Source organism: Rhodococcus sp. 21391 (genome assembly GCF_016772255.1).
GTDB lineage: Bacteria > Actinomycetota > Actinomycetes > Mycobacteriales > Mycobacteriaceae > Rhodococcus_F > Rhodococcus_F opacus.
Genome location: NZ_CP063781.1, coordinates 4051705 through 4074952, shown reverse-complemented (window position 1 = coordinate 4074952; position 23248 = coordinate 4051705). Strand labels below are relative to the sequence as shown.

Annotated in this window: 10 protein-coding genes and 5 pseudogenes; 8 read left to right on the top strand and 7 right to left on the bottom strand. The window is 64.1% G+C overall.

Annotation, left to right across the window (positions count from 1 at the left end):
• Positions 1–250: 250 nt before the first annotated feature.
• Complete coding sequence (locus tag GO592_RS19100; protein ID WP_202714920.1) at positions 251–13873, top strand: non-ribosomal peptide synthetase; 13623 nt, start codon at positions 251–253, stop codon at positions 13871–13873.
• 483 nt (positions 13874–14356) lie between these two features.
• Here GO592_RS19100 and GO592_RS19095 read toward each other — a convergent pair whose 3' ends face one another.
• On the bottom strand, positions 14357–14902 hold the full coding sequence (locus GO592_RS19095; RefSeq protein ID WP_050998717.1) for a hypothetical protein: 546 nt from the start codon (positions 14900–14902) through the stop codon (positions 14357–14359).
• A 239-nt stretch (positions 14903–15141) separates the two neighbouring features.
• Between GO592_RS19095 and GO592_RS19090 the strand changes: the two genes are divergently transcribed.
• Positions 15142–15669 (top strand): IS30 family transposase, encoded by a 528-nt coding sequence (locus GO592_RS19090; RefSeq protein WP_007301289.1) that lies wholly within the window; start codon positions 15142–15144, stop codon positions 15667–15669.
• 54 nt (positions 15670–15723) lie between these two features.
• Here GO592_RS19090 and GO592_RS44535 read toward each other — a convergent pair whose 3' ends face one another.
• The 3 genes and pseudogenes from GO592_RS44535 to GO592_RS44525 all read right to left on the bottom strand — a co-directional run.
• Positions 15724–15936, bottom strand: coding sequence for a hypothetical protein (locus GO592_RS44535; protein WP_007301288.1), 213 nt, complete (start codon positions 15934–15936; stop codon positions 15724–15726).
• Entirely contained in the window at positions 15929–16534 is a 606-nt protein-coding gene (locus GO592_RS44530; RefSeq protein ID WP_237720645.1) for a transposase, read from the bottom strand. The genes GO592_RS44535 and GO592_RS44530 overlap by 8 nt, the downstream gene beginning before the upstream one ends.
• Before the next feature lie 109 nt (positions 16535–16643).
• Positions 16644–16973, bottom strand: a pseudogene (locus GO592_RS44525) (IS110 family transposase); the annotation flags it as partial.
• A 328-nt stretch (positions 16974–17301) separates the two neighbouring features.
• Here GO592_RS44525 and GO592_RS19080 point away from each other — a divergent pair.
• From GO592_RS19080 to GO592_RS19055, 6 genes and pseudogenes are all read left to right on the top strand, one after another.
• Positions 17302–17622 (top strand): hypothetical protein, encoded by a 321-nt coding sequence (locus GO592_RS19080; protein ID WP_202714919.1) that lies wholly within the window; start codon positions 17302–17304, stop codon positions 17620–17622.
• 5 nt (positions 17623–17627) lie between these two features.
• Positions 17628–17711: pseudogene (locus GO592_RS46580) on the top strand (hypothetical protein); the annotation flags it as partial.
• A gap of 164 nt (positions 17712–17875) precedes the next feature.
• The gene (locus tag GO592_RS19070; protein ID WP_237737144.1) at positions 17876–18334 is read left to right on the top strand and encodes a transposase; all 459 of its coding nucleotides are present in this window, start codon (positions 17876–17878) and stop codon (positions 18332–18334) included.
• A gap of 144 nt (positions 18335–18478) precedes the next feature.
• Positions 18479–19589: pseudogene (locus GO592_RS19065) on the top strand (IS256 family transposase); the annotation flags it as partial.
• A 112-nt stretch (positions 19590–19701) separates the two neighbouring features.
• Positions 19702–20750: pseudogene (locus GO592_RS19060) on the top strand (tyrosine-type recombinase/integrase); the annotation flags it as partial.
• Positions 20751–21296: 546 nt separating this feature from the next.
• A pseudogene (locus GO592_RS19055) lies at positions 21297–21518 on the top strand (transposase); the annotation flags it as partial.
• Positions 21519–21633: 115 nt separating this feature from the next.
• Here GO592_RS19055 and GO592_RS44520 read toward each other — a convergent pair.
• The 3 genes from GO592_RS44520 to GO592_RS44510 all read right to left on the bottom strand — a co-directional run bounded on the left by GO592_RS44520 (position 21634) and on the right by GO592_RS44510 (position 22674).
• Complete coding sequence (locus GO592_RS44520) at positions 21634–22062, bottom strand: integrase core domain-containing protein (protein WP_237720647.1); 429 nt, start codon at positions 22060–22062, stop codon at positions 21634–21636.
• A 261-nt stretch (positions 22063–22323) separates the two neighbouring features.
• Positions 22324–22455 carry a hypothetical protein gene (locus tag GO592_RS44515; protein ID WP_237720646.1) on the bottom strand — a complete coding sequence of 44 codons (132 nt, stop codon included), beginning with the start codon at positions 22453–22455 and terminating at the stop codon, positions 22324–22326.
• A 42-nt stretch (positions 22456–22497) separates the two neighbouring features.
• Entirely contained in the window at positions 22498–22674 is a 177-nt protein-coding gene (locus GO592_RS44510) for a hypothetical protein (protein ID WP_237720648.1), read from the bottom strand.
• Between the last annotated feature and the right edge of the window lie 574 nt (positions 22675–23248).

The following is a 23248-nucleotide window of genomic DNA, read 5'->3' as shown; positions in this document are numbered from 1 at the left end:
ACCCCGAGGAATTGCCTGACCTCACAACCGTGATAGTCAGCATGACGCATCCTCGATTGTCCCGCGAATGGCCCGACGACGTGCGGCTTCGTGTGATCGATGAATACGCCGAGTGGTCGGGTTCGTAACATGAGGTATTAGAAGTGCCGGTCAAGAAGTCTGTGCTAGCTCCAACCTCGAATGAAGGGTGTGTCATTTCGATGCGTCGTCCAACCCCGTCCGTTCTCCGCCGGCTTGTGGGGTTCGCAGCATGAGTGCGCACAGTTCGCAATCAGATCGGCCTACGCATGGCACCCGCACACCCAGACCCGCCCGACGTCGGCGTGGGAAGGCGTCGCCCACCCTTGCTCAGCTGCTCGCTGCCGCCGTCGAACGACATCCCTCTGCGCTTGCGGTTACGTGCGAGGGCGTCCATCTCACATACGGTGAGATGGACGAACTGTCCTCGCAGATAGCGCGTGTCTTGATCGAGCGGGGCGTCGGGCCCGAGGACCGCGTCGCGGTGTCCGTCCCGCGGTCCATCGAGTCGGTACTTGCTGTGTGGGCGATTGCGAAAGCAGGGGCCGCATTCGTTCCGATGGACCCGTCGTATCCAAGTGAACGAATTTCATACATGCTCGATGACTCACGTCCGGTGATCGGTGTGACGGTCGGTGCCCAACGCGGCCACCTTCCCGACGGGGTGGAGTGGCTCATCCTGGACAGCCCCGAGTTTGTAGCGCAATACTCGGTCGCGGCCGCAGAACCGATCTCATACAGCGACCGCGTTCGGCCATTGGGCGCCGACCACCCCGCGTACGTGATCTACACATCTGGTTCTACCGGACGCCCCAAAGGCGTAGTCGTAACACACAACGGACTGGGTGGTCTGATGGCCACCCAGCAAGCCACATGCGCGCTCTCGGCGGAGTCGCGGGTCCTCCACGTTGCATCGCCGAGCTTCGACCAGTCGCTGTTCGAACTACTCCTCACGATCGGCGCCAGTTCGACGATGGTGATTGCGCCAGCGTCGATGTACGGCGCCGGCGAGGAACTAACAGGCCTCCTACGGCAGGAGCGGGTAACCCATGCGGTGCTGACGCCCTCCGCGCTGGCGTCGATGCATTCTGCAGACCTCGACGAACTGCAGGTTGTCGTTGTAGGTGGCGAGGCGTGCCCGCCTGAATTGGTGGAGCAGTGGGCGCCGGGTCGCAAGTTCTTCAACGGCTATGGGCCCACCGAAACGACCATCGTGAGTACTATCAGCGAACCTCTGCAGCCCGGGGAGCCGGTTACCATCGGTAGCCCCGTCAGAGGGGAGTCCGTCTTTGTGCTCGATGACCGTTTGCGTGCAGTTCCCAGCGGGGTAGCGGGCGAACTATACGTTTCAGGCCACGGGATCGCGCGCGCGTATCACGGCCGCAGCGGCCTCACTGCAGATCGATTTGTCGCAAATCCATTCGGTGAGCCGGGTGAGCGGATGTACCGCACGGGCGACATCGTTCGGTGGCGCGCAGGAAAAACCATCGAATACGTTGGACGCTCCGACGCTCAGGTGAAAATCCGCGGTTTCCGGATCGAGCTAGGTGAGATCGATGCCGCTCTCGCTGGTCATCCCGACGTCAAATTCGCCACCACTGCCGCGCGTCGCCTCCCGACAGGTGACATCGCCTTGGTGTCCCATGTCCTTCCGCTTCCCGGCACGTCTTTCGACGTCGACGACGTCGAACGGGCTGCACGCCGGATTCTGCCAGCGCACATGGTCCCGTCAACGATCATGGTGCTCGACGAAATCCCGCTGACTCCGGTGGGCAAACTCGATCGCGACGCGCTGCCGGAACCGGTCTTCGAGGCACGCCCGTATCGGGAACCGTCCACTCCTGAGGAAGAAACCGTCGCGAAAGTATTCGCGGATCTTCTTGGACGCGACAGCGTCGGTGCCGACGACGACTTCTTCGACCTCGGCGGGAACTCGTTGCTCGCAGCCAGGGCCGCAGCACGGTTGGGTGCAGCATTCGATGTGAGGGTTCCCGTCGCGACTGTCTTTGATGCGTCGACAGTGGCGGCACTCGCGGTGCGAATCGCGCTGGGTGTCGACGATCGGCCTCGTATTGCCTTGGTGGCGCGGGAACGTCCGGACCGGGTGCCGCTGTCGTTGGCCCAACAGCGCATGTGGTTCTTGAATCAATTCGACATCGACTCCGCGCTGAACAATATTCCGGTTGCAATCCGGCTTTCCGGCGACCTGGATGTCACCGCGCTTCAGTCGGCGGTTGACGATGTGATCGGCCGCCACGAGTCGTTGCGCACGGTGTACCCGGAGGTCGATGGGGTCGGCTACCAGGTGATAGTTCCTGCCGCAGAGGTCGTTCCAGACCTGACACCCTTCGAGTGCAGTGATGGTGAGGTCTTCGACCGAGTTCGCGACATTGTTGCCAGCACCTTCGATGTGACCACGGAAGTCCCATTCAGGGCTCGGGTGCTGAAGACTTCTACGTCCGACTTCATCCTCGTCGTCGTCATCCACCATATTGCGGCTGATGGCTTCTCGATTGGTCCCTTCACGCGTGACCTGGTGTCGGCATATGTCGCTCGCAGGTCCGGTGAAGCACCATCGTGGCGGCCTCTGGACGTCCAGTACGCGGACTACTCCCTGTGGCAGAGGGAGGTTCTGGGATCTGAGCACGATCCACAGTCGGTAATGTCCACTCAGCTCAGCTACTGGAAAGATGTTCTCTCGGGGTTGCCGGCTCAGCTTGAGCTCCCGGCTGACCGGTCACGGCCTTCGGTTATGTCGAATCGTGGAGCGAGCTACGGCTTCGAGACCGAACCGGGTTCACACGCGAGACTCCTTGAATTGGCGCATGAGAACGGCGCGTCGTTGTTCATGGTTGTTCATGCTGCGTTCGTGGTGTTGCTGTCTCGTTTGAGTGGAACTTCCGACATTGCTGTGGGTACTCCTGTGGCGGGGCGTGGTGAGGAAGCTCTCGATGATGTGATTGGGATGTTTGTCAACACGTTGGTGTTGCGGTCTCAGGTCGATGGCTCCAGTACGTTCGGTGAGCTCGTTGGGCAGGTGCGTGGTACCGACTTGGCGGCGTTCGAGCATGCGGATGTTCCGTTCGAGCGTCTGGTGGAGGTGTTGTCTCCGGAGCGGTCCACTGCGCGGCATCCTTTGTTCCAGGTTGCGTTGGCGTTTGAGAATTTCGGTTCGACGACGTTCGAGTTGCCAGGTTTGACTGTTTCCGGCGTCGAAGCTGATGTGCAGGTGGCCAAGTTCGATTTGTCGTTGAATGTGCAGGAGCATTTCGACGAGTCGGGTGCGCCGGCTGGTATGTCGGCGCAGTTCGTGTTTGCCACAGATTTGTTCGACGAGTCGAGGGTGCGGTCGTTTGCCGACCGTTTTCTGCGGATTCTCGAGGTGGTCGCGACCGATCCCTCCGTGTTGGTGGGTGACGTCGCGGTGCTGTCGTGTGAGGAGTCTGAAACCCTCACGTCGGTGCGTGGGGGTGGTGTCTCTGAAATTCGGACGTTGCCGGAGATTTTGACGTCCTCTGTGGGTGTGGATCCGGATGCGGTGGCGATCCGGTTCGAGGGCCGGTCGGTGTCGTATCGGGAGTTGGACGAGCGGTCGTCGCGTGTTGCACGGTTGTTGATCGCTCGTGGTGCGGGTCCGGAAACTGTGGTGGCGTTGGCTTTTCCGCGTTCGCTGGAGATGGTGTGTGCGGTGTGGGCGGTCGCGAAGACTGGTGCTGCGTATGTTCCGGTTGATCCGAGCTATCCGGTTGATCGAATCGAGTACCTGGTGGGTGATTCGGGTGCGCTGCTGGGGATGACGGCGGGTCCGTATCGTGAGGGTTTGGCCGAGGGTGTGTCGTGGCTGGTGGTCGATGACGCGGAGTTCGAGGAGGACTGTGCGCGGTTCTCGTCGGCTCCTGTGACCGATGCCGATCGTGTGGCGCGAGTGCTGCCGGGGCAGCGGGCGTACGTGATTTACACGTCGGGGTCGACGGGTCTGCCGAAGGGTGTGAGTGTGACTCATGCGAGTTTGGCGGGGGTGCTCGAGACGGCTACTGCTCTTTACGGTGTGACGTCGTCGACGCGTTTTCTTCATGTCTGTTCGCCGAGTTTCGACCCGTCGGTGCTCGAGTGGATGGCGGCGTTCTCGGTGGGTGGCACGTTGGTGATCGTTCCGCCGGCGATTGCCGGTGGGGCCGACCTCGCGGAACTGCTGCGGTCCGAGCGTGTGACGCACACGATCATTACTCCGGCCGTGTTGGGCACTGTCGATCCTTCGGGACTGGAGGATCTCGAGGTGGTGTCGGTCGGCGGGGATGTCACGACGGCGGATTTGCTCGCGAAGTGGGCTCCGGGTCGGAAGTATTTCAACGGTTACGGTCCGACGGAGACGACGATCATTTCATCGTTCGCCGAACTTGTGGTGGGGGAACCGATTACGATCGGCCGCCCGGTTTGTGGGGTCTCGGCGTTGGTGCTCGATTCGCGGTTGCATCCGGTTGTCCCGGGTGCGGTGGGTGAGCTCTATCTAGCGGGCGGCGCACTTGCGCGGGGGTATCACGGGCGTTCGGGGTTGACGTCGAGCCGGTTTGTGGCTGATCCGTTCGGTGGGTCGGGTGCGGTGATGTATCGGACCGGGGATGTGGTGCGGTGGAACGCCGAGGGTCAGCTCGAGTACGTGGGGCGGTCCGACTTCCAGGTCAAGGTCCGCGGATTCCGCATCGAGCTCGGTGAGGTCGATGCGGCACTGACTGCGCACCCGACCGTCGATGTCGCGGCGACAGTGGCCCGGAAGATGGATTCGGGTGCAACGGTATTGGTGTCGTATGTGGTGGCGTCTCCCGAGGCTGTCGTCGATACGGACGAGTTGACGGAGTTTGTCCGTCGGTCCTTGCCTGTGCACATGGTGCCGGATGTGGTGATGGTGCTCGAGGCGTTGCCGTTGACGGTGAATGGGAAGTTGGATCGGAAGGCGTTGCCGGCGCCGGAGTTTGTGTCGGGTGTGGAGTTCCGGGCGCCCTCGTCGCCGGTCGAGGAGATCGTGGCGTCGGTGTTTGCGGATGTGTTGGGGGTGGAGCGGGTCGGGTTGGACGATTCGTTCTTCGCTTTGGGTGGCGACAGTATTGTGTCGATTCAGTTGGTGTCGCGGGCGAAGTCGCGGGGTGTGGTGTTTTCGCCGCGGGATGTGTTCGAGCGCAAGACTGTTGCGGGTTTGGCTGAGGTCGCTGTGGTGTCGGGGGACGCCGAGGCGGTGGTGCTCGCGGAGTTGCCCGGTGGTGGTGTGGGGTGGATGCCGTTGCTGCCGATCGGGCGGTTCATGGTCGAGCGTGGTGGTGGGTTCGATCGGTTCACGCAGACGATGGCGTTGGAGTTGCCGGTCGGGATCGATCGTTCGGGTGTGGTGGCAACGATCGGTGCGGTTGTCGATCATCATGATGTGTTGCGGTCCCGGTTGGTGCGGGATGAGTCGGGGGTGTGGGGGCTCGAGGTCGGTGCGCCGGGTTCGGTGGATGTCGATGCGTTGGTGCATCGGGTGCCGGTTGCGGCGGGGGTGTCCGGTGCGGCGTTGAGTGAGTTGGTGTCGGCTGAGTTCGATGCGGCGTTGGGTCGGTTGGCTCCGGCGGCGGGGGTGATGAGCCAGTTCGTGTGGTTCGATTTCGAGGTTGCGGTGGGTGAGGTGCCGCGGCCGGGGAAGTTGCTGGTCGTGGCGCATCATCTGGTTGTTGATGGGGTGTCGTGGCGGATTCTGGTGCCGGACTTCGTGTCGGCGTGGGCTCAGCGTGTGGCCGGTCAGGAACCGGTGTTGTCGGCGGTGGGGACGTCGGCGCGGCGGTGGGCGCATGCGTTGGCCGAGGAGTCCCGTTCGGAGTCGCGGGTGGCGGAACTGCCGTTGTGGCAAGGGATTGTGGAGGGTGAGGACCCGGTTCTGGGGTCTCGCCCGTTCGATCCTGCGGTGGACGTGGAGTCCACGGTGGAGAAGATTTCGGTGACGGTGCCGGCGGAGGTGACGGCGTCGTTGTTGACGTCGGTGCCGAAGTTGTTCCGGGGCGGTGTCAATGACGGGTTGCTGGCTGGTTTGGTGTTGGCGGTGGCTCGGTTCCGTCGTGACCGGGGTGTGGTCGCGTCGTCGACGTTGATTCAGCTCGAGGGGCATGGGCGTGAAGAGGCCGTTGTGCCGGGTGCGGATTTGTCGCGGACGGTGGGGTGGTTCACCAGCTCGTTCCCGGTGCGGCTGGGCGTCGACGGGATCGATCTCGACGAGGCGTTCGCCGGTGGGGCTGCGGCGGGGTCGGTGATCAAGGCCGTCAAGGAGCGGTTGTTGGCGGTGCCGGACAAGGGTGTCGGATTCGGGTTGTTGCGGTATCTGAACGAGGACACCGCTGCTCGGTTGGCGCATTTGCCGACTGGGCAGATCAGTTTCAATTATCTGGGTCGGGTGTCGGCCGGTGATATTCCGGACGGCCTCGGGGATCTGGGGTGGTTGCCGGGTGATCTGGGTGAGTACTCGGCGCCGGGTGATGCGGACATGCCGGCGAACAAGACCGTCGATATCAACGCCATTGTCACCGATGGTGTTGACGGTGACGCCCAGTTGGGTGCGTCGTTTGCGTTCCCGTCCGGGGCGATTTCGCGGTCGGATGTGCAGGCGTTGGCGGATCTGTGGGTGGAGGCGTTGACCGCGCTTTCGTCGCATGTGCGTGGTGCGGGTGCCGGTGGGTTGACGCCGTCGGATGTGTCGTTGGTGTCGGTGGGGCAGCGGGATATCGAGCGGTGGGAGGCGCGGTTCCCGGCTGTGGTGGATGTGTGGCCGTTGGCGCCGTTGCAGTCCGGTTTGTTGTTCCATGCGTTGTTGGCCGAGGCGTCGTTGGATGTGTACACGGTGCAGGTGCGGCTCGACCTCGGTGGTCGGGTGGACGGGGACCGGTTGCGGTCGGCGGCGCAGGCGGTGCTGGATCGGTATCCGAATTTGCGGACGGCGTTCGTCACCGATTCCGAGGGTGGTTCGGTGCAGGTGGTCCTCGACCGTGTGGAGGTGCCGTGGTCGGAGGTCGATCTGCGCGGGGTGCCGGAGTCGGAGCGGGACGCGGCGTTGGGCCGGGTGCTCGCGGAGGATGTGGCGCGGTCGTTCGATCTGGCGGCGCCGCCGTTGGTGCGGTTCACGTTGGTCACCGTTGCCGAGGGTCGGTACACGTTGGTGATGGCGAATCATCACATCGTGCTCGACGGGTGGTCGATGCCGTTGCTGATGAAGGATCTGCTGGTGCTGTATGCCACGCGTGGTGATGCGTCGGTGCTGCCGCGGGTGCGGTCGTATCGCAGCTTCCTGGCCTGGCTCGGGGAGCAGGATCCGCGGGTGTCGGCGCAGCGGTGGGCGGCAGCGCTCGAGGGTGTCGACGAGCCGACGTTGCTGGCGCCGGAGGTCCCGGGTCGGGTGATTTCGACGCGGTCGGGTGAGGTGCGTACCGAGGTGGGTGTCGAGACGACGGCGGCGTTGTCGGCGCTCGCTGTGAGGCTCGGTGTCACGTTGAACACGATCACCCAGGCTGCGTGGGGAGTTGTGTTGTCGCGCTTGACCGGTCGTGAGGATGTGGTCTTCGGTGCGACGGTGTCGGGTCGGCCGGCCGCTCTTGCGGGTGTGGAGTCGATGGTCGGGTTGTTCATCAACACGCTGCCGGTGCGGATCCGGTTGCGGCCGAACGAGTCGGTGCGTGAGTTGTTGGTTCGGGTGCAGGGTGAGCAGGCGGATCTGCTCGATCATCACTATCTGGGTTTGACGGAGATTCAGCGGGCGGCCGGGGCGGGGGCGTTGTTCGACACGTTGACCGCGTTCGAGTCGTATCCGGTCGACCAGGCGGGTCTGGTCGAGCAGGCGCAGGCGATCGACGAGATGACCGTCGACGGGGTGCAGGGTAGCGACAACACCCATTACCCGTTGACGTTGCAGATCGCGGCGGGGTCCTCGATCGGGTTCACGTGGAAGTACTTGCAGGATGCGTTCACGGCCGGTGAGGTCGAGGCGTTGGCGGGTCGTCTGGTGCGGGTGCTCGAGGCGGTCGCGGCCGATGACGGCACCCAGATAGACGATATCGAGGTTCTCGATTCTGCCGAGCGTGAGTTGGTGTTGGCGGGGTGGAACGAGTCGTCGTATCCGGTGGATGCGGGGGCGACGTTGGTGTCGTTGTTCGATGCGCAGGTGGCGCGGACTCCGGATGCTGTTGCGGTGGTGTTCGCTGGTGAGTCGTTGTCGTATGCGGAGTTCGATTCTCGGGTGAATCGTCTTGCCCGGTATTTGATTTCGGTGGGTGTGGGTCCGGAGTCGACGGTGGCGGTGGCGTTGCGTCGGTCGGTGGATCTGTTGGTGGGTGTGTACGCGGTGCTCAAGGCCGGTGGCGGGTATGTGCCGGTGGATCCTGATCAGCCTGTCGAGCGCAACGCTTATATCGTCGAGACGGCGGCGCCGGTGTGTGTGTTGGCGACCCAGCGCGACGGTGTGGGGGTCGCGGGGTCGGTGTGTTGCATCGACACGCTGGATGTGTCGGGGTTCTCGGATGCTCCGATTACGGATGGGGACCGGTTGGTGCGGTTGCGTCCGGAGAATGCGGCGTATGTGATCTTCACGTCGGGGTCGACGGGTCGCCCGAAGGGTGTGGCGGTCAGTCATGCGGCGGTGGTCAACCAGGTGTTGTGGCTGACCGACCGCTATGGGATGGGTGCGGCTGATGTTGTGTTGCAGAAGACGCCTGCGACTTTCGATGTGTCGGTGTGGGAGTTGTTCGGCACGTTGTTGGTGGGTGCTCGACTTGTGATTGCGCGGCCGGACGGGCACCGCGATCCGGAGTATCTGGCTGGGGTGATCGAGGATGAGTCGGTCACGATGACCTCGTTCGTGCCGTCGATGCTGCCGGCGTTCGCCTCGGCGCTCGGGGCGCGGAGTGCAGCGTCGCTGCGTGCTGTTCTGGTGGCGGGTGAGGCGTTGCCGACCGCGGTGGTCGATGGATTTGCGTCGGTGTGCTCGGCGCAGTTGCACAATCTGTATGGGCCGACGGAGTTCGCGGTCCATGCCACTGCCCGCTCGGTGGACGGTGCTGTGGGGGTGAGTGTTCCGATGGGGTCACCGGTGTGGAACACGAAGGCGTACGTGCTTGATGCGCGGTTGCGTCCTGTGCCGATCGGTGTGGCGGGTGAGTTGTACCTCGGGGGCGTTCAGAGTGCACGTGGGTATGTGGCGCGTCCGGATCTGAGTGCGGAGCGGTTCGTGGCCGATCCGTTTGGCGGTGGCGGTCGTCTGTATCGCACGGGTGATTTGGTGTCGTGGTCAGCGGATGGTGAGCTTGTCTACCACGGGCGGACTGATTTCCAGGTCAAGGTGCGCGGGCTGCGGATCGAGTTGGGTGAGATCGAGGCGGTGTTGTCGTCCGAGGCGTCGGTTCGGCAGGCGGTTGTGGTGGTGCGTGCGGCTGCGGCGGGGGAGCAGTTGGTGGCGTATGTGGTTGCGGTCGATGGTGCTGCACTCGATACGCGGGCATTGGCGGAGACCGTCGGGCGGTCGTTGCCGTCGTACATGGTGCCGGATGTGTTTGTGGTGCTCGAGGCGTTGCCGTTGAATGCGTCGGGGAAGTTGGATCGGAAGGCGTTGCCGGCGCCGGTGTTCGAGGCGCGGGTGTTTCGGGCGCCGTCGACGCCGGTGGAGGAGATTGTCGCCGGAGTGTTCGCGGATCTGCTCGGGGTGGAGCGGGTCGGTGCGGATGATGATTTCTTCGCGCTGGGTGGTAATTCGTTGATCGCGACGCAGTTGGTGGCGCGGGTGGGTGCGGCGCTCGAGACGTCGGTTCCGGTGCGGGTGTTGTTCGAGGCGCCGTCGGTGGCGGGGTTGGCTGCTCGGGTCGAGCAGCGTTCTGGTGTGGGTGGTCGGGTGCCGTTGGTGGTGCAGGAGCGTCCGGGGCGGGTGCCGTTGTCGTTGGCGCAGCAGCGGATGTGGTTCTTGAACCGGTTCGACACGGACTCGGCGGTCAACAACATTCCGGTGGCGATTCGGTTGACCGGTGATCTGGATGTGGCGGCGTTGCAGGCGGCGGTGGCCGATCTGGTGGGTCGTCACGAGGTGTTGCGGACGGTGTATCCGGAGGTCGACGGGGTCGGATTTCAGCAGATCCTGCCGGCGCACCAACCCCTTCCGGATCTGTCGCCGACGATCGTGCCTGAGGACCAACTGCTGGCGTCGGTCGCCGAATTCATGTCGGCAGGTTTCGATGTGAGCGTGGAGGTTCCGCTACGGGCTCGACTCTTCGAACTAACGGAGTCGGAGTTCGTACTGGTGTTCGTCGTCCATCATATCGCCGCCGACGGATTCTCAATGGGGCCGCTGGCTCGCGACCTGATGATCGCCTATGCGGCCCGGTCGAGTAACGAATCGCCCTCTTGGTCTCCGCTCCTGGTGCAGTACGCGGATTTCGCGATTTGGCAGCGGCACGTTCTCGGTTCCGAAGGTGACCCCGCGTCACTGATTTCGCGACAGGAAGCCTTCTGGAAGGCCGCGTTGTCGGGTTTGCCGGATCAACTCGATCTGCCCACCGACCGCGCGAGGCCTGTGGTGGCATCCAACCGTGGTGCGCAGTACCGGTTCGCCGTCGATCCGGGCTTGCACGCCCGATTGGTTGCGGTTGCTGCATCGCATAATTCGACGTTGTTCATGGTGGTGCAGTCGGCGTTGGCGGTGTTGTTGGCGCGGTTGTCGGGTTCGTCTGATGTGGCGATTGGTACGCCGGTTGCTGGTCGTGGTGAGCAGGTGCTCGACGATCTGGTGGGTATGTTCGTGAACACGTTGGTGTTGCGGACCGAGGTCGATGGTGGGGCGTCGTTCGCGGATGTGCTGTCCGGGGTGCGGGAGGCGGATCTGCAGGCGTTCGGGCATGCGGATGTGCCGTTCGAGCGGTTGGTGGAGGTGCTGAACCCGGCGCGGTCGCAGGCCCGGCATCCGTTGTTCCAGGTCGCGCTGTCATTCCAGAACTTGCCGGTGCCAGAGCTCGACCTGGCAGGTATTTCTGTCGGTGGTATCGAGTTCGATGCGGCGGTCGCGAAGTTCGATCTGCAGTTCGGTTTCGCTGAGTCTGTAGGTGTGGATGGTGTGCCTGCGGGTCTTGCGGCCGAGGTCACGTATGCGACTGATTTGTTCGATGCGTCTACGGTGGCGGGGTTCGCGGATCGGTTGGTGCGGTTGCTCAAGGTGGTTGCGGCTGATCCGGGTGTGGTTGTCGGTGATGTGGAGTTGCTCGACGCTGGTGAGCGTGAGTTGGTGGTGTCGGGGTGGAATGCGACGGATCATGTGGTTGGTGGTTCGTTGACGTTGGTGGATTTGTTCGATGCGCAGGTGGCGCGGACTCCGGATGCTGTTGCGGTGGTGTTCGCTGGTGAGTCGTTGTCGTATGCGGAGTTCGATGCGCGGGTGAACCGGCTTGCGCGGTATTTGATTTCGGTGGGTGTGGGTCCGGAGTCGTTGGTGGCGTTGGCGATGGCGAGGTCGGTGGATCTGGTTGTCGGGATGTATGCGGTGGTCAGGGCGGGTGGCGCGTATGTGCCGATGGACCCGGATCATCCCGCGGACCGGATCGACCACATCCTCGAGACTGCGTCACCGGTGGCGGTTTTGACGACCTCGCGGGATGGTTTCGAGGCGGCGGGGCAGGACTCTGTATTGATCGACATTCTCGATCTGTCGGATTTTGGGGCGGCGCCGGTGACCGATGCGGAGCGTGTGTCGCCGTTGCGGGTGGACAGTCCTGCGTACGTCATCTTCACCTCGGGGTCGACGGGTCGGCCGAAGGGTGTGGCGGTGTCGCATCGGGCGATCGTCAACCAGGTGTTGTGGATGCAGCACGAGTACGGAATTGACGAGTCGGATGTGTACTTGCAGAAGACCGCGACGACCTTCGATGTGTCGTTGTGGGGGTTCTTTGTTCCGTTGATCGCGGGTGCACGGTTGGTGGTGGCCGACCCGGACGGGCATCGTGATCCGGTGTACCTGGCGCGGATGGTGGGCGAGCACTCGGTGACGGTCACTGATTTCGTGCCGTCGATGTTGACGGTGTTCGCGTCGTCGGTGTCGGCGGAGTCGTTGGGTTCGTTGCGGCATGTGTTCGTGATCGGTGAGGCGTTGCCGGTGGAGACGGCGCGTGCGTTCGGGGCGATCAGCGATGCCGGGTTGCACAACCTGTACGGCCCTACCGAGGCGACGGTGAGTATCACTTATCGTCGGGTGGATGGTTCGGAGTCGGTGGGGGTGCCGATCGGTGTGCCGGAGTGGAATTCGCAGGTGTTCGTGTTGGATGCGCGGCTGCGTCCGGTGTCGGTGGGGGTGCCGGGTGAGTTGTATCTGGCGGGTGTGCAGTTGGCGCGCGGGTATGTGGGTCGTGCGGATCTGACGTCGGAGCGGTTCGTGGCGAATCCGTTCGGTGTGGTGGGGGAGCGGTTGTATCGCACCGGTGATCTGGTGCGGTGGAGTGCGTCGGGTGAGTTGGAGTACATCGGGCGTACGGATTTCCAGGTGAAGTTCCGTGGTCAGCGGATCGAGTTGGGGGAGATCGAGACGGCGTTGTTGGTGCAGCCGTCGGTGTCGCAGGCGGTTGCCGTGGTCGCGGAGACTGCGGCGGGTGATCAGCTTGTCGGTTATGTGGTCGCTGCTGCGGGGTGCACGGTTGATGCGGCGGAGTTGAAGGATGCTGTTGCGGGGGTGTTGCCGGCTTATATGGTGCCGTCCGCGTTGGTGGTGCTCGATGAGTTCCCGTTGAATACGAGTGGGAAGTTGGATCGGAAGGCGTTGCCGGCGCCGGTGTTCGAGGCGCGGGTGTTTCGGGCGCCGTCGACGCCGGTGGAGGAGATCGTTGCTGGGGTGTTCGCCGAGGTGCTCGGGGTGGAGCGGGTCGGTGCGGATGACGACTTCTTCGCACTGGGCGGTAATTCGTTGATCGCGACTCAGGTGGTGGCGCGGCTCGGCGCGGCGCTGGATACCCAGGTTCCGGTGCGCTGGCTCTTCTCCTATCCCACAGTCGACGAACTGGCGGAGAGAATCGACCACGCTCTGAGCGCAGGCGACGACTTCGACCGTGACGCCGCGCTCCGTGCGGTCGTCCCGATCTCGCGTGGGAATGGTAATTCCCTTCCGCTGTTCTGCATTCACCCGATGGTGGGTCTCGCCTGGTGCTATGGCGGGCTGGTCCAAGGTCTCGATGACGTTCCGGTTTACGGCCTCCAGACGCCGTCGATCCTGGAACACGATTTCACGCCGGAATCAATCGAGAAGGTGGCGCTCCGGTATGCGTCGGAGATCCGTCAGGTTCAACCACTTGGGCCCTATCGAGTGCTCGGTTGGTCGTTGGGTGGCGTACTCGCGCACGCTGTTGCTGCGCAATTACAATCCGAAGGCTTGACGGTGGAAAGCTTGGTGATGTTGGACGCGGTGTTGGAGATACCCGACGAGTCGGCTTTTCACGATGAGATCCGCAAGAGCTTGCGCATCCTCGGGATCGACATTCGCGACGACGAGAAGTTGAGCCTAACCAGTGAGCGGGCTTGTGAGCTTCTCGAAGCGGTTCAAGGTTCGGCGATCTCGCTAACCGTGGATCGTGTTCAATCTCTCTTCACAAACGCAATCGAGGGACCGGAGATGATACGCGGGTACACGCCGCCGACGTATGAGGGGGATGTGTTGTTCTTCAGCGCAGCGCTCGATCGGGAAACGAACGGGGACCTGACGAAGACGTGGGCGCAGTACGTGGACGGTGATATCCACGAGCACCCGATCGATGTCACTCATGGTGACATGATGACGCCCGAATCGCTTGAATCGATTGGCCCCCTCCTTAGGCGGCACATCGGGTAGGACGTGAGGGCATGGTGTTCGTGGCAACAAGCGACTCTCCCGTTGTAGTCCTCGATCCCGCGGGCGGCGTCGTAGTCGCTCGGACCGGATCTGCTCAATAGATGAGGTCGGCGTCTCCGGCTGATCTCTGCGATTGCAGCGAGTGGTCGTCGGAATTGAGGTCGCTTCAGCGACCTTCGGCCAGCCATGTCCTCTCTTTATTCGATAACGGGAGGCACTAATAACGACAGCCGTCGGCGGACAGTGCACCCGCAGGACCGGAGATCGATACAGTGACGTGTGTGGTCTCAGGACAGGGTTGACGAAATGTAGTCGGGACATGCTTAGCGATTCATGGGTCGGTGGGCGTTGAAGTTTCGGATTGGTTTGGTGGTCGTTCTGGCGTGTAGCGAGTTCGGCCCCGCCGTCGAGGACGCGGAAGTGATGGTCTTCGACCATCACAATGACAATCGTTCCGGCATGGATGTGTCCGACTCGCAACCGCTACCCGGCCACCATCACGACGCCGTCTTCGGCACTCCGTCGGTGCAGGCGTTGCGGCTCCGCCGGCGGAGGCGGAGGCAGGGGCGCCGTTGCCTGGCGAACGCTGGGTGAGCCGGGGCCCAGGTCGGCGGCGACCAGCGGATTCGGCAGCGCCTTAATCAGGTGGCTTCCGGCGACGGCATGAATGAGACCGCCATCGATCTGCAGCGTTACTCGGGTTCCGGCGGTGTCCGGTCCGAGCGCGAGTTGGTGGCCAAGAAGGACCACGATCCCGTCCCGAGTGGCGGTGCGGTCGGCTTCCACCGGCACTCGCTCGGCCGCGGGTGCAGCGGGATCGAATGCGGGTAGCGCGGGCGCCGACCGACCTGGTCGTGAATCTCGCATGGCCAGCCGGTCGAGATCGGCGGTCGTCAGCCGGGAGACCGTCGTCTTGACGACGTCATCGTCGAGTACGACGTGGACGCTGGCGAGATCCGCCCACAGCGTCACTGTGCGCCCGGCATCGCTCTTGCCGACCCATATCTGCTGTGCACCAACGAGGTCCACGAGTTCGGAGGGGTGGCACACGTAGGCCGATCTCGAGGGGGTTCGTCTCCGTCGGGATGCTCACGATCGGTTGCGGGGCGGCCGATGCGCCCACACTGTCAACGGCACCTGAAAACTGACCCCTTTCCGGCCTTGGGTTCGAGTATTCGTCGCAACACCCTCTTGGTAAAAGAATCGGGTGGAGATGGGACGACCGGGACGCCAAGCGCCGCCTTGCGCTGGAGGACGAGTACTGGAAGATGATGGCCGCGGGGATCGGCACCGGCGAGGCCTGCCGGCGGCTGGGGATCGCGCGCACCACCGGCTATTTGTGGCGCGCCCAGCGAGGTGGGCTGCTTCGGACGGTGCTGCCCCAGGATTCTCGATCCGGACGCTACCTGTCATTGCTCGAGCGCGAGCGCATCGCCGTCCTGCACGCTCAGCAGTGCAGTGTTCGTGAGATCGCTCGACGCCTGAATCGGGCGCCGTCGACGATCTCACGGGAGTTGCGCCGGAACATGCGCGCCGGCGACGACGGGAATTACGACGCCGGTCTGGCGCACTCGCGAGCTCGAGAGCAGACGCGTCGGCGTCGGCGCAGCATCTTCGCTCGAGACAGTGCGCTGCGGACGCTGGTGCAGGACAAGCTCAAGCTGCAGTGGAGTCCCGAGCAGATCGCTGGATGGCTGCGAACCACCTACCCAGATCGACCGGACTGGCACCTCTGCCACGAAACGATCTATCAAGGCCTGTATACGGCGGACATGGTGGACTATCACGAACATTGACGAAGAACCTGCGTACCGGGGTTGCGTCCATGACGATGGATGCTCCTATTGCTGTCAAGCCGTGTCGGCCAGGCAGAGGGAGCTGGATTTCTGCTCACGGTCGGTGAGCCACCGCGAGTAGGTGAGGGCGAGATCGGGGTCGAGGCGTTGCCCGATCTCGAGACGTCGTATGCGCTGGTAGGGAACCGCGAGTGCGGTTGCCACCGTGGTGATCGGGATGGCCAGTGTTCGGCGACGTTGGCGAAGTCGGCCTGTGCCGTTATTCACGGGCAGCGGATTCTTCGATGATCTTGAAAACCTCGCGCGCGACGAAGCGTTTGAGGCAGCGGATGATCTCGCGCTCGGACTTGCCCACCGCGGTGCGTCGCGCAATGTAGTCGACGGTGCGTGTGTCACCGGCGGACATCCGTACGAGCACGATGCGATGGATCGCGGAGTTGGCGGTGCGGTCACCGCCCCGGGAGAGCCGGTGCCGCTGATGCTTACCCGACGAGGCGGGGATGGGTGCAGTTCCGCACAGTGCGGCGAACTGCTGCTCGCTGCTCAGTCGTTCGGGGTTGTCACCGCAGGCGACCAGAAGCTGGCTGGCGACGAGAGGACCGACGCCGGGCAGCTGGAATAGGGCCGGGTTGACCTGGGCGGCCAGCTCACCGAGCCGGGTGTCGATGCCATCGATGTCGGACGTGTGCTGCTGATGGCGCACGGCCAGTCGTTTCAAAGAGCCGCGGAGGGTTTGCTCCGGGCCGTGACCGGGAGTCGGCCGTGATCGAGACACTGCGGCAACGAGTTTCACACCGCCGAGAATTCGGTAGGTAGCGCGTATCTGTTCCGGTGCGGTCACCAGCAGAGCATGGATCTGGTTCATCGCCGCGCCTCGCGCCTTGCGAGCCGAGGACCGTTCGGTGCATCGATTCGACCAGCCCGTCGCGGTCTTTCGGGGTCGCCAGCCCGCGCCCGGACAGTGCAGTGACGGCCGCCTGGAGCGCGTCGAGCGGGTCGGACTTGCCGTGCAGGCGGCGTGCCCGGCGGTCGGGCCGGGGGACCTCGAGAACGGTCATCCCGGCACGGCGTAGTACGCGCGCCAGTTCGGCGCCGTAGCTGCCGGTGCCCTCCACTGCGACCGCGACGACGACGCCGAATCCGCGAAGATAATCGATGACCTTCCGGTAGCCGGCGCCGGTGGCCCCGAACTCGCGGTCACCGAGTGGCCGTCCGTGTTCGTCGATGACCGCGACGTGATGGGTGTCCTTGTGGGTGTCGATTCCCCCGTAGACGCTGATCTTGCTCTCGTGGTCGGTGCCCACAGATGATGCCCTTCCCTCGACCGGTGTGGACACGCACCAACCAGGCGGGCAGACAGCACATAAACGAGACTGCAGAAGTCAAGCTCTTGACTTGTTGAATCATCGGTGGATGTGATCGGGATCTGCAGTCTCGTAGCGTCCAGGGTGTCGATCGGCGCAGGGTCGCAGGCTCCTTGCCACCATCTTCGGAGGTTGGCTCACTGATAGCGTGCCATGCCGGTCGACACCCGCCCTGCGGTGTGGCTCGACAGAGGCGTGAACGAGATCTTCAAGTCAGGATGCCCACCGCAGGCACGTTCGACTTCGCCTACCGAAGGAGTACTGCCAGGTGGGCATCATCGGAATCGACCCACACAAGTCGTCATTCACCGCAGTTGCCGTCAGCCGCAGCGGCGCCACCGTCGGGTCCCGTCGGTTTGTGGTCAATGCCGGCACCGCCACCGCGTTGGTGAAATGGTGTCAGCGATGGCCAGAACGGCAATACGCGATCGAGGGAGCAAAGGGACTCGGCCGTGGCATAGCGCAGATTCTGGTCGCGCGTGGTGAGGACGTCGTTGACGTTCCTTCCACCCTCGCAATGAAAGTCCGGGTCCTGAGCACCGGCGGCGGACGCAAACCGATCCCGACGATGCCCGGGCCGTCGCGCTGACAGCGTTGTACCACCGCGGCCTACATCAAGTTCACCGCGAAGACCAGAGCACGATCCTGCGGCTGCTGTCCGAGCGCCGCGATGACCTCACACGTGAGAGGACGCGTGTGCTCAACCGGTTGCACCAGCTGCTGCGGGAACTGATTCCAGGCGGCGTTCCGACCGTGCTGTCGGCGGACAAGGGCGGCGCTGCGATGCGACGGATCAACCGGTAACCGCCACCGACGCCTGCCGCCGGGACTTGGCCAAGGACGTGCTTGCCGACCTCCGGCGCATCGATTCGAACATCAAAGCCAACGAAGCTCAGATGCGCGACGCCGTCGCCGCCACGACGACGACTCTGCAGGAAGTCCACGGAATCAACACCGTCCTTGCCGCCAAACTCCTCGGCCACATCGGGGACATCACCCGATTTCCCTCTGCCGACCACTTTGCCGGCTACACCGGCACCGCTCCTCTCGCCGCGTCGAGCGGCGAGAACACACGCCACCGGCTCAACACCGGTGGTAATCGTCAACTCAATTCCGTGCTGCACACCATCGCCGTCTGCCAAGCCCGCGACCCGGGGCCCGGCCGCGTCTATTACCAGCGCAAACTCGACGAGGGCAAGACACGGGCTGAAGCCCGGCGAGCACTCAAACGCCGCCTCGCGAACGTCCTCTATCGCCGGATGCGCGGGGACCAACAGCACGCACCACCTACGGCTGCTTGACACACAGAGGCGCTATCAAGTCATGCCTGCCCGGTCGGTGCGCGCAGCCACGAGGTGACGGACAGATCCATCGGAAGACAGTCCCCACATCGGGGCGTCGGTGTACGACCGGATCACGTCACCCCGCGGCCGTATCCATCATCTATGTGTACGAGCCGGATCAGGACGTCACCGGCGTGTCGTAGCCGGAAAGTAGGCGGTCATCGCGTGATTCCTCGAGATATCGACCTGCACCAGTTCTTGACCGATCGCCTCACCGGGGCAAGCCCCGACCTGCTGCGCGAGCTACTGAAGATGTTTATTCACACCCTGATGGGCGCCGAGGCGGACGCACTGTGCGGCGCCGGCTACGGACAACGCTCCGAGGAGCGCACCAACTCTCGTAACGGATACCGGCACCGCGACTTCGCCACCCGCGTCGGCACCCTCGACGTGGCGATCCCGAAGCTGCGGTCCGGTTCGTACTTCCCCGATTGGTTGCTCGAGCGTCGCAAACGCGCCGAAAAGGCCCTGACTACCGTGGTTGCCACCTGCTACCTGCTCGGTGTCTCCACCCGGCGGATGGACCGGCTCGTCGACACGTTGGGCATCACCAGCCGGGGGGGTAACCTCCCTGCACGAAGTGCTTGGGGGAGCCAAGTCGCAGGTGTCCGTGATGGCCAAGGACCTCGACACCCAGGTGGAGGCGTTCCGCAGCCGCCCGCTCGATGCCGGGCCGTACACGTTCGTCGCCGCCGACGTCCTCGTGTTGAAGGTCCGGGAGAACGGGCGGGTGGTCAACGTGCACGCCCTCGTGGCGGTCGGCGTCAATGCCGCGGGCTACCGGGAGATCCTGGGCCTGGACGTGATCTCCAGCGAGGACGGTGCCGGCTGGTTGGCGTTCTTCCGATCGCTGGTCGCCCGCGGGCTGTCCGGGGTGCGCCTGGTGACCTCCGATGCGCACGCCGGGTTGGTGGCGGCGATCGGCGCGACCCTGCCGGGCGCGGCGTGGCAGAGGTGTCGAACCCATTACTCGACGAACCTGACGGCGGTGACCCCCAAGGCATCGTGGCCTTGGGTGAAGACGTTGCTGCACTCGGTCTACGACCAACCGGACTCCGATTCTGTTCATGCTCAATATGATCGGGTGATTGATGCATTGTCGGAGAAACTCCCGAGGGTCGCCGATCACCTCGCGGCAGCACGGCCGGACCTGTTGGCGTTCACCACATTTCCCAAGCAGATCTGGCGTCAGATCTGGAGCAACAATCCGCGATCGGTTAACCGGCTCTCGGGCGACACGATTCTGTCCGCGGCGTGAGGTCCGGGGCCGACGGCTGGATGGGGCGCATGCTGACGGTGGCGGCTCGATAGGAGCGGGGCAGACGATGGCTGTTCGGGTGCACGCGGCGGACGACGGCTTTGTGGTCGACGGCGAGTGGGAGGGTTGCGCGGCGGCGAACGCGTTCCTCAACATCTGGCCGGGCGGGCGTTCAGCGTGGCGACGGTGCGGGCGTATGCGTTCGATGTGCTGAACCTGGCGCGGTTCCTGATCGACCGCGATCTCGGATTGGCGGCGGTGACGCCGGTGACCGTGTTCGAGTGGATCGACTGGCAGGGTGTGCGCCGTGATCCCCGACCCGGCGCAACGACGAGGAACGGCCGGCAGCGCACGGCGGCGGCGTCGACGATCAATCGGCGGGTTGCGGCGGTGCGGGCGTTGTTCGAGTACCTGGTGATAAGCGGGGTGCGCGCCGACAATCCGGTGCCCTCGCCCCGGCGTGGGCAGGGACTCCGGCCGTCGGCTCGGGGACTGCTCGGGCATCTCGGGCCCGGCCGGCCCCGGGCCGGAGGCCGACTGGTGCGCCAGCCGCGGTTGCTGCCCGAATCCCTCGACGCCGACGCGGTGGACGTGTTCGTCTCGTCGCTGCGCACCCATCGGGATCGGGCGATGGTGTGGGCGATGCTGCTCGGCGGGCTGCGCAGTGCCGAGGTGCGATCGCTTCGGTTGGCGGACGTGGATTTCGGTCGACGCCGGCTGCGGGTGCTCGGCAAGGGTTCGAAGGAGCGTGTGGTGCCGGTCGATGCGGTGTTTTTCACCGAACTATCGGCCTATCTGCGCCTCGAGCGGCCACCCGGGGTGGTCACACCGGAGTGCTTCGTGGTGCTGCGCGGTCCCACCGTGGGGGCGCCGGTGACCGAGGCCGGGTTGCGATCGTTGTTCCGGCGGCACCGAGATCTGTCCGGCGCCGGTCGGGTGCGTCCGCACCGGCTGCGACACACCTACGGAACCGAACTCGCCTCCGCAGGAATCGATTTGATGGTGCTGCGGGAGTTGATGGGGCACGTGTCCCCGGAGACCACCGCCGGATACGTGCACCTGTCCATAGAGCAGTTCGCCGCCGAATACGGCGCCGCCCGGGCCAGTCTCGCCGGGCACGGCGATGACCACCGCATGCCCGACCGTGGTGGACCCGGATACGGTGCTGGCCGACTATCTCGACCACGTCGCCACCCTCGGGCTGGGAGGAAGAGCCGTCCGCGGCCGCACTCGCATCGCAACCGCATTCCTGGCCGCGCACCCGGATCTGCGGGAATGGATGGCCCGGCCTGCCTCGGACCGGCTCACCGAACTCCGCAGTGCCGGGGCTTGGCCGCTGTTGTGTCACCTCATCGGGCGGCGAGACGAGCTGCGACTGGACCTCGAGTTCGCCGCCGTCAAGAACCTCACCGGACTCGGGAGTGCGGTCGAGGCCCGCGACCCGGACGGGTTCGCCGCGGCCCGGCGAGTTCCGCGGCGCGCTCGAGGCGCAACGCACCGACATCCAGGCCCTCGAGGCCGACGCCCGCGACCGCGGCTGGCCCGACGAAGCTGCTCGCCACCACCGAGTCGAAGACGCCCTGACCGACCACCTCCACCGACTCAACCGCTGACTCCAGATCACCAATCTGCGATTGACCCACACGCGAAGGCCGGTTAAAGGAGAGGCTAAACAAGGAGATCCGGCGGCGGACCGATGTGGTCGGGATCTTCCCCGACCGCACGGCCCTCATTCGGCTCGTCGGCGCAGTCCTGGCCGAACAGCACGACGAATGGATCGAAGCCCGCCGCTACCTCGGACTCGACGTCATTGCCCGCTCCCGCGGAACCCACGCACCATCCGAACCCACCGAGGAGGTGACACCGGCGGCGCGGACCGCATAACCACCCCACGAGGAGTCACGCGACACTTCGTACACCACCTCACGGGACTTGACCCTGAACTGGGGAGTTCGACTCCGATTTTCACGTAGGCGCCAGACGGTCGCGTACACCGCCATCAGTTTTCACGTTCCGTCGACACACACCGACAATCGGGGTGGGGCAGGGGGCGGTTCGTCGTCCTGTCGTGCGCGCAACAAACCCGCTGGGGTGGCCATGTCCAACGACTGATGGGGCAGTGGGTGTTGCAAGTATGGATCCATTCGTCGACTGCCGCTTGAGCTGCTTCGATCCTGGCGAACGCTCCGCCCTCGTCGAGAAGTTCGCGTCGCAGCGTCCGGTGGAACCGCTCGATCTTGCTGGTGGTGTGGGGGTACCCCCGCGTGCGGGGGACGGTGACCGCCGTTTGGTCAGGCGCGCGGGAATGCCGTACTCGCGGCAGGTGCGCTCGAAGAGCACCTCGACGGCAACGGTCGGGTGAACTTGCCGGTGAACTGCTTCCCGTTGTCGGTGGGGGGACCTCGAAGGGCACTCCCCAGCGCTGCATGGCGGCGATGAACGCCTCACACCGCCGTGCCGGAGGGCCCGCGGCAACGACTACGAATCTGGAGTGGCAGTCGATACCGGTGAGCATCTTGCATTCGCGGCCGCGGCGAGGAATTCCGCCCACCAGGTCCAGCTGCCACAGGTGCACCAGCGATTCTCGCTCCCACCGCTTGTAGGCTCGTTTATGTTGCTGTTGTTGCGGATTGACGAGTCCGTTGCGCGCAATGGGACTCGGCGGATCGTCGAGCGGGATGGTGCACGATCACCGATTTCCCGGTGAAGTTCGTAGGCGATGCGCCGCGCTCCACCGTCGGTGGCGACGGCGCATCTCACAGATCAGGGCTTCGACGTCGGGCGAGATGCGTCTCGGGCTCGAATGGGGTCGGCGCGAGATATCGGACGGTCCGTCGAGGCCTGAGGTTTCGTATCGTTTACGTCATGTGGTGACCGTTTGCCGGGTGACCCCGAATCGTTCGGCAACGTCGACGATGGGTGCACCGTGACGCAGGTTCCGGTCTTGGGCGGCCTTCTTCACCGTGTGGTGCGAGCGGTCCGAGAGTTCGGCGGCGGCGCGGGACGACCCCGTGAGCTTGTAAGCATTGAGTATCTCCATGAGTTCTCCGTCAGACTTCACAATGGTCTCTCCCGGGGATTTCGGTTCGATAAGCATCGACATCGAAACTGCGGGCGAGGTTGCGGCGGCGTTGACGCGCCGCACGGTTGAGATCGGTCTGGGCAGAGTCATGTCCGCCGGTGGGCACTTTCGTGGCCTTCTGTGAGAATTTCATGTCGGCCTGCGGAGCTAGTCATTCTCCGCCGACAAACGGGATCGTCCAGCACCGGTCGCAGGCGCCGAATAACGAACTCGGGGCGAGGAGCAAAGGCGATTTCTCAACGGCGGGTCTTTGCTTTACCTCCTCCACGAAATACGCGGCTGTCCGGCGCGAAATCTCGCGTTCGAGGTGCCATTCCGTCTCCGCACCACGCAGCCGGACCTTAAGCCTGCAGACGCGAGAGTGGTCAATTGCCGCACATATGGTACGGAATCGGATCGAAAGCAAAGACGGATCCCGCAATGAAGGGGGATGTCCGGTCGTAGGTTTTCTTCAACGTCACGTAGCCGGACGGGTGATTCGACCCGAATAAAGTGATTCTCCGACGTTGGGTATGGTGGGACTGGCTCCTTC

Bases quoted from the DNA above. Each gene is read 5' to 3' on its own strand.
- GO592_RS19100 (WP_202714920.1), top strand. From the start codon at position 251: ATGAGTGCGCACAGTTCGCAATCAGATCGGCCTACGCATGGCACCCGC.
- GO592_RS19090 (WP_007301289.1), top strand. From the start codon at position 15,142: ATGATGGCCGCGGGGATCGGCACCGGCGAGGCCTGCCGGCGGCTGGGG.
- GO592_RS44530 (WP_237720645.1), bottom strand. From the start codon at position 16,534: ATGAACCAGATCCATGCTCTGCTGGTGACCGCACCGGAACAGATACGC.
- GO592_RS44520 (WP_237720647.1), bottom strand. From the start codon at position 22,062: ATGCAGCGCTGGGGAGTGCCCTTCGAGGTCCCCCCACCGACAACGGGA.
- GO592_RS44510 (WP_237720648.1), bottom strand. From the start codon at position 22,674: ATGGAGATACTCAATGCTTACAAGCTCACGGGGTCGTCCCGCGCCGCC.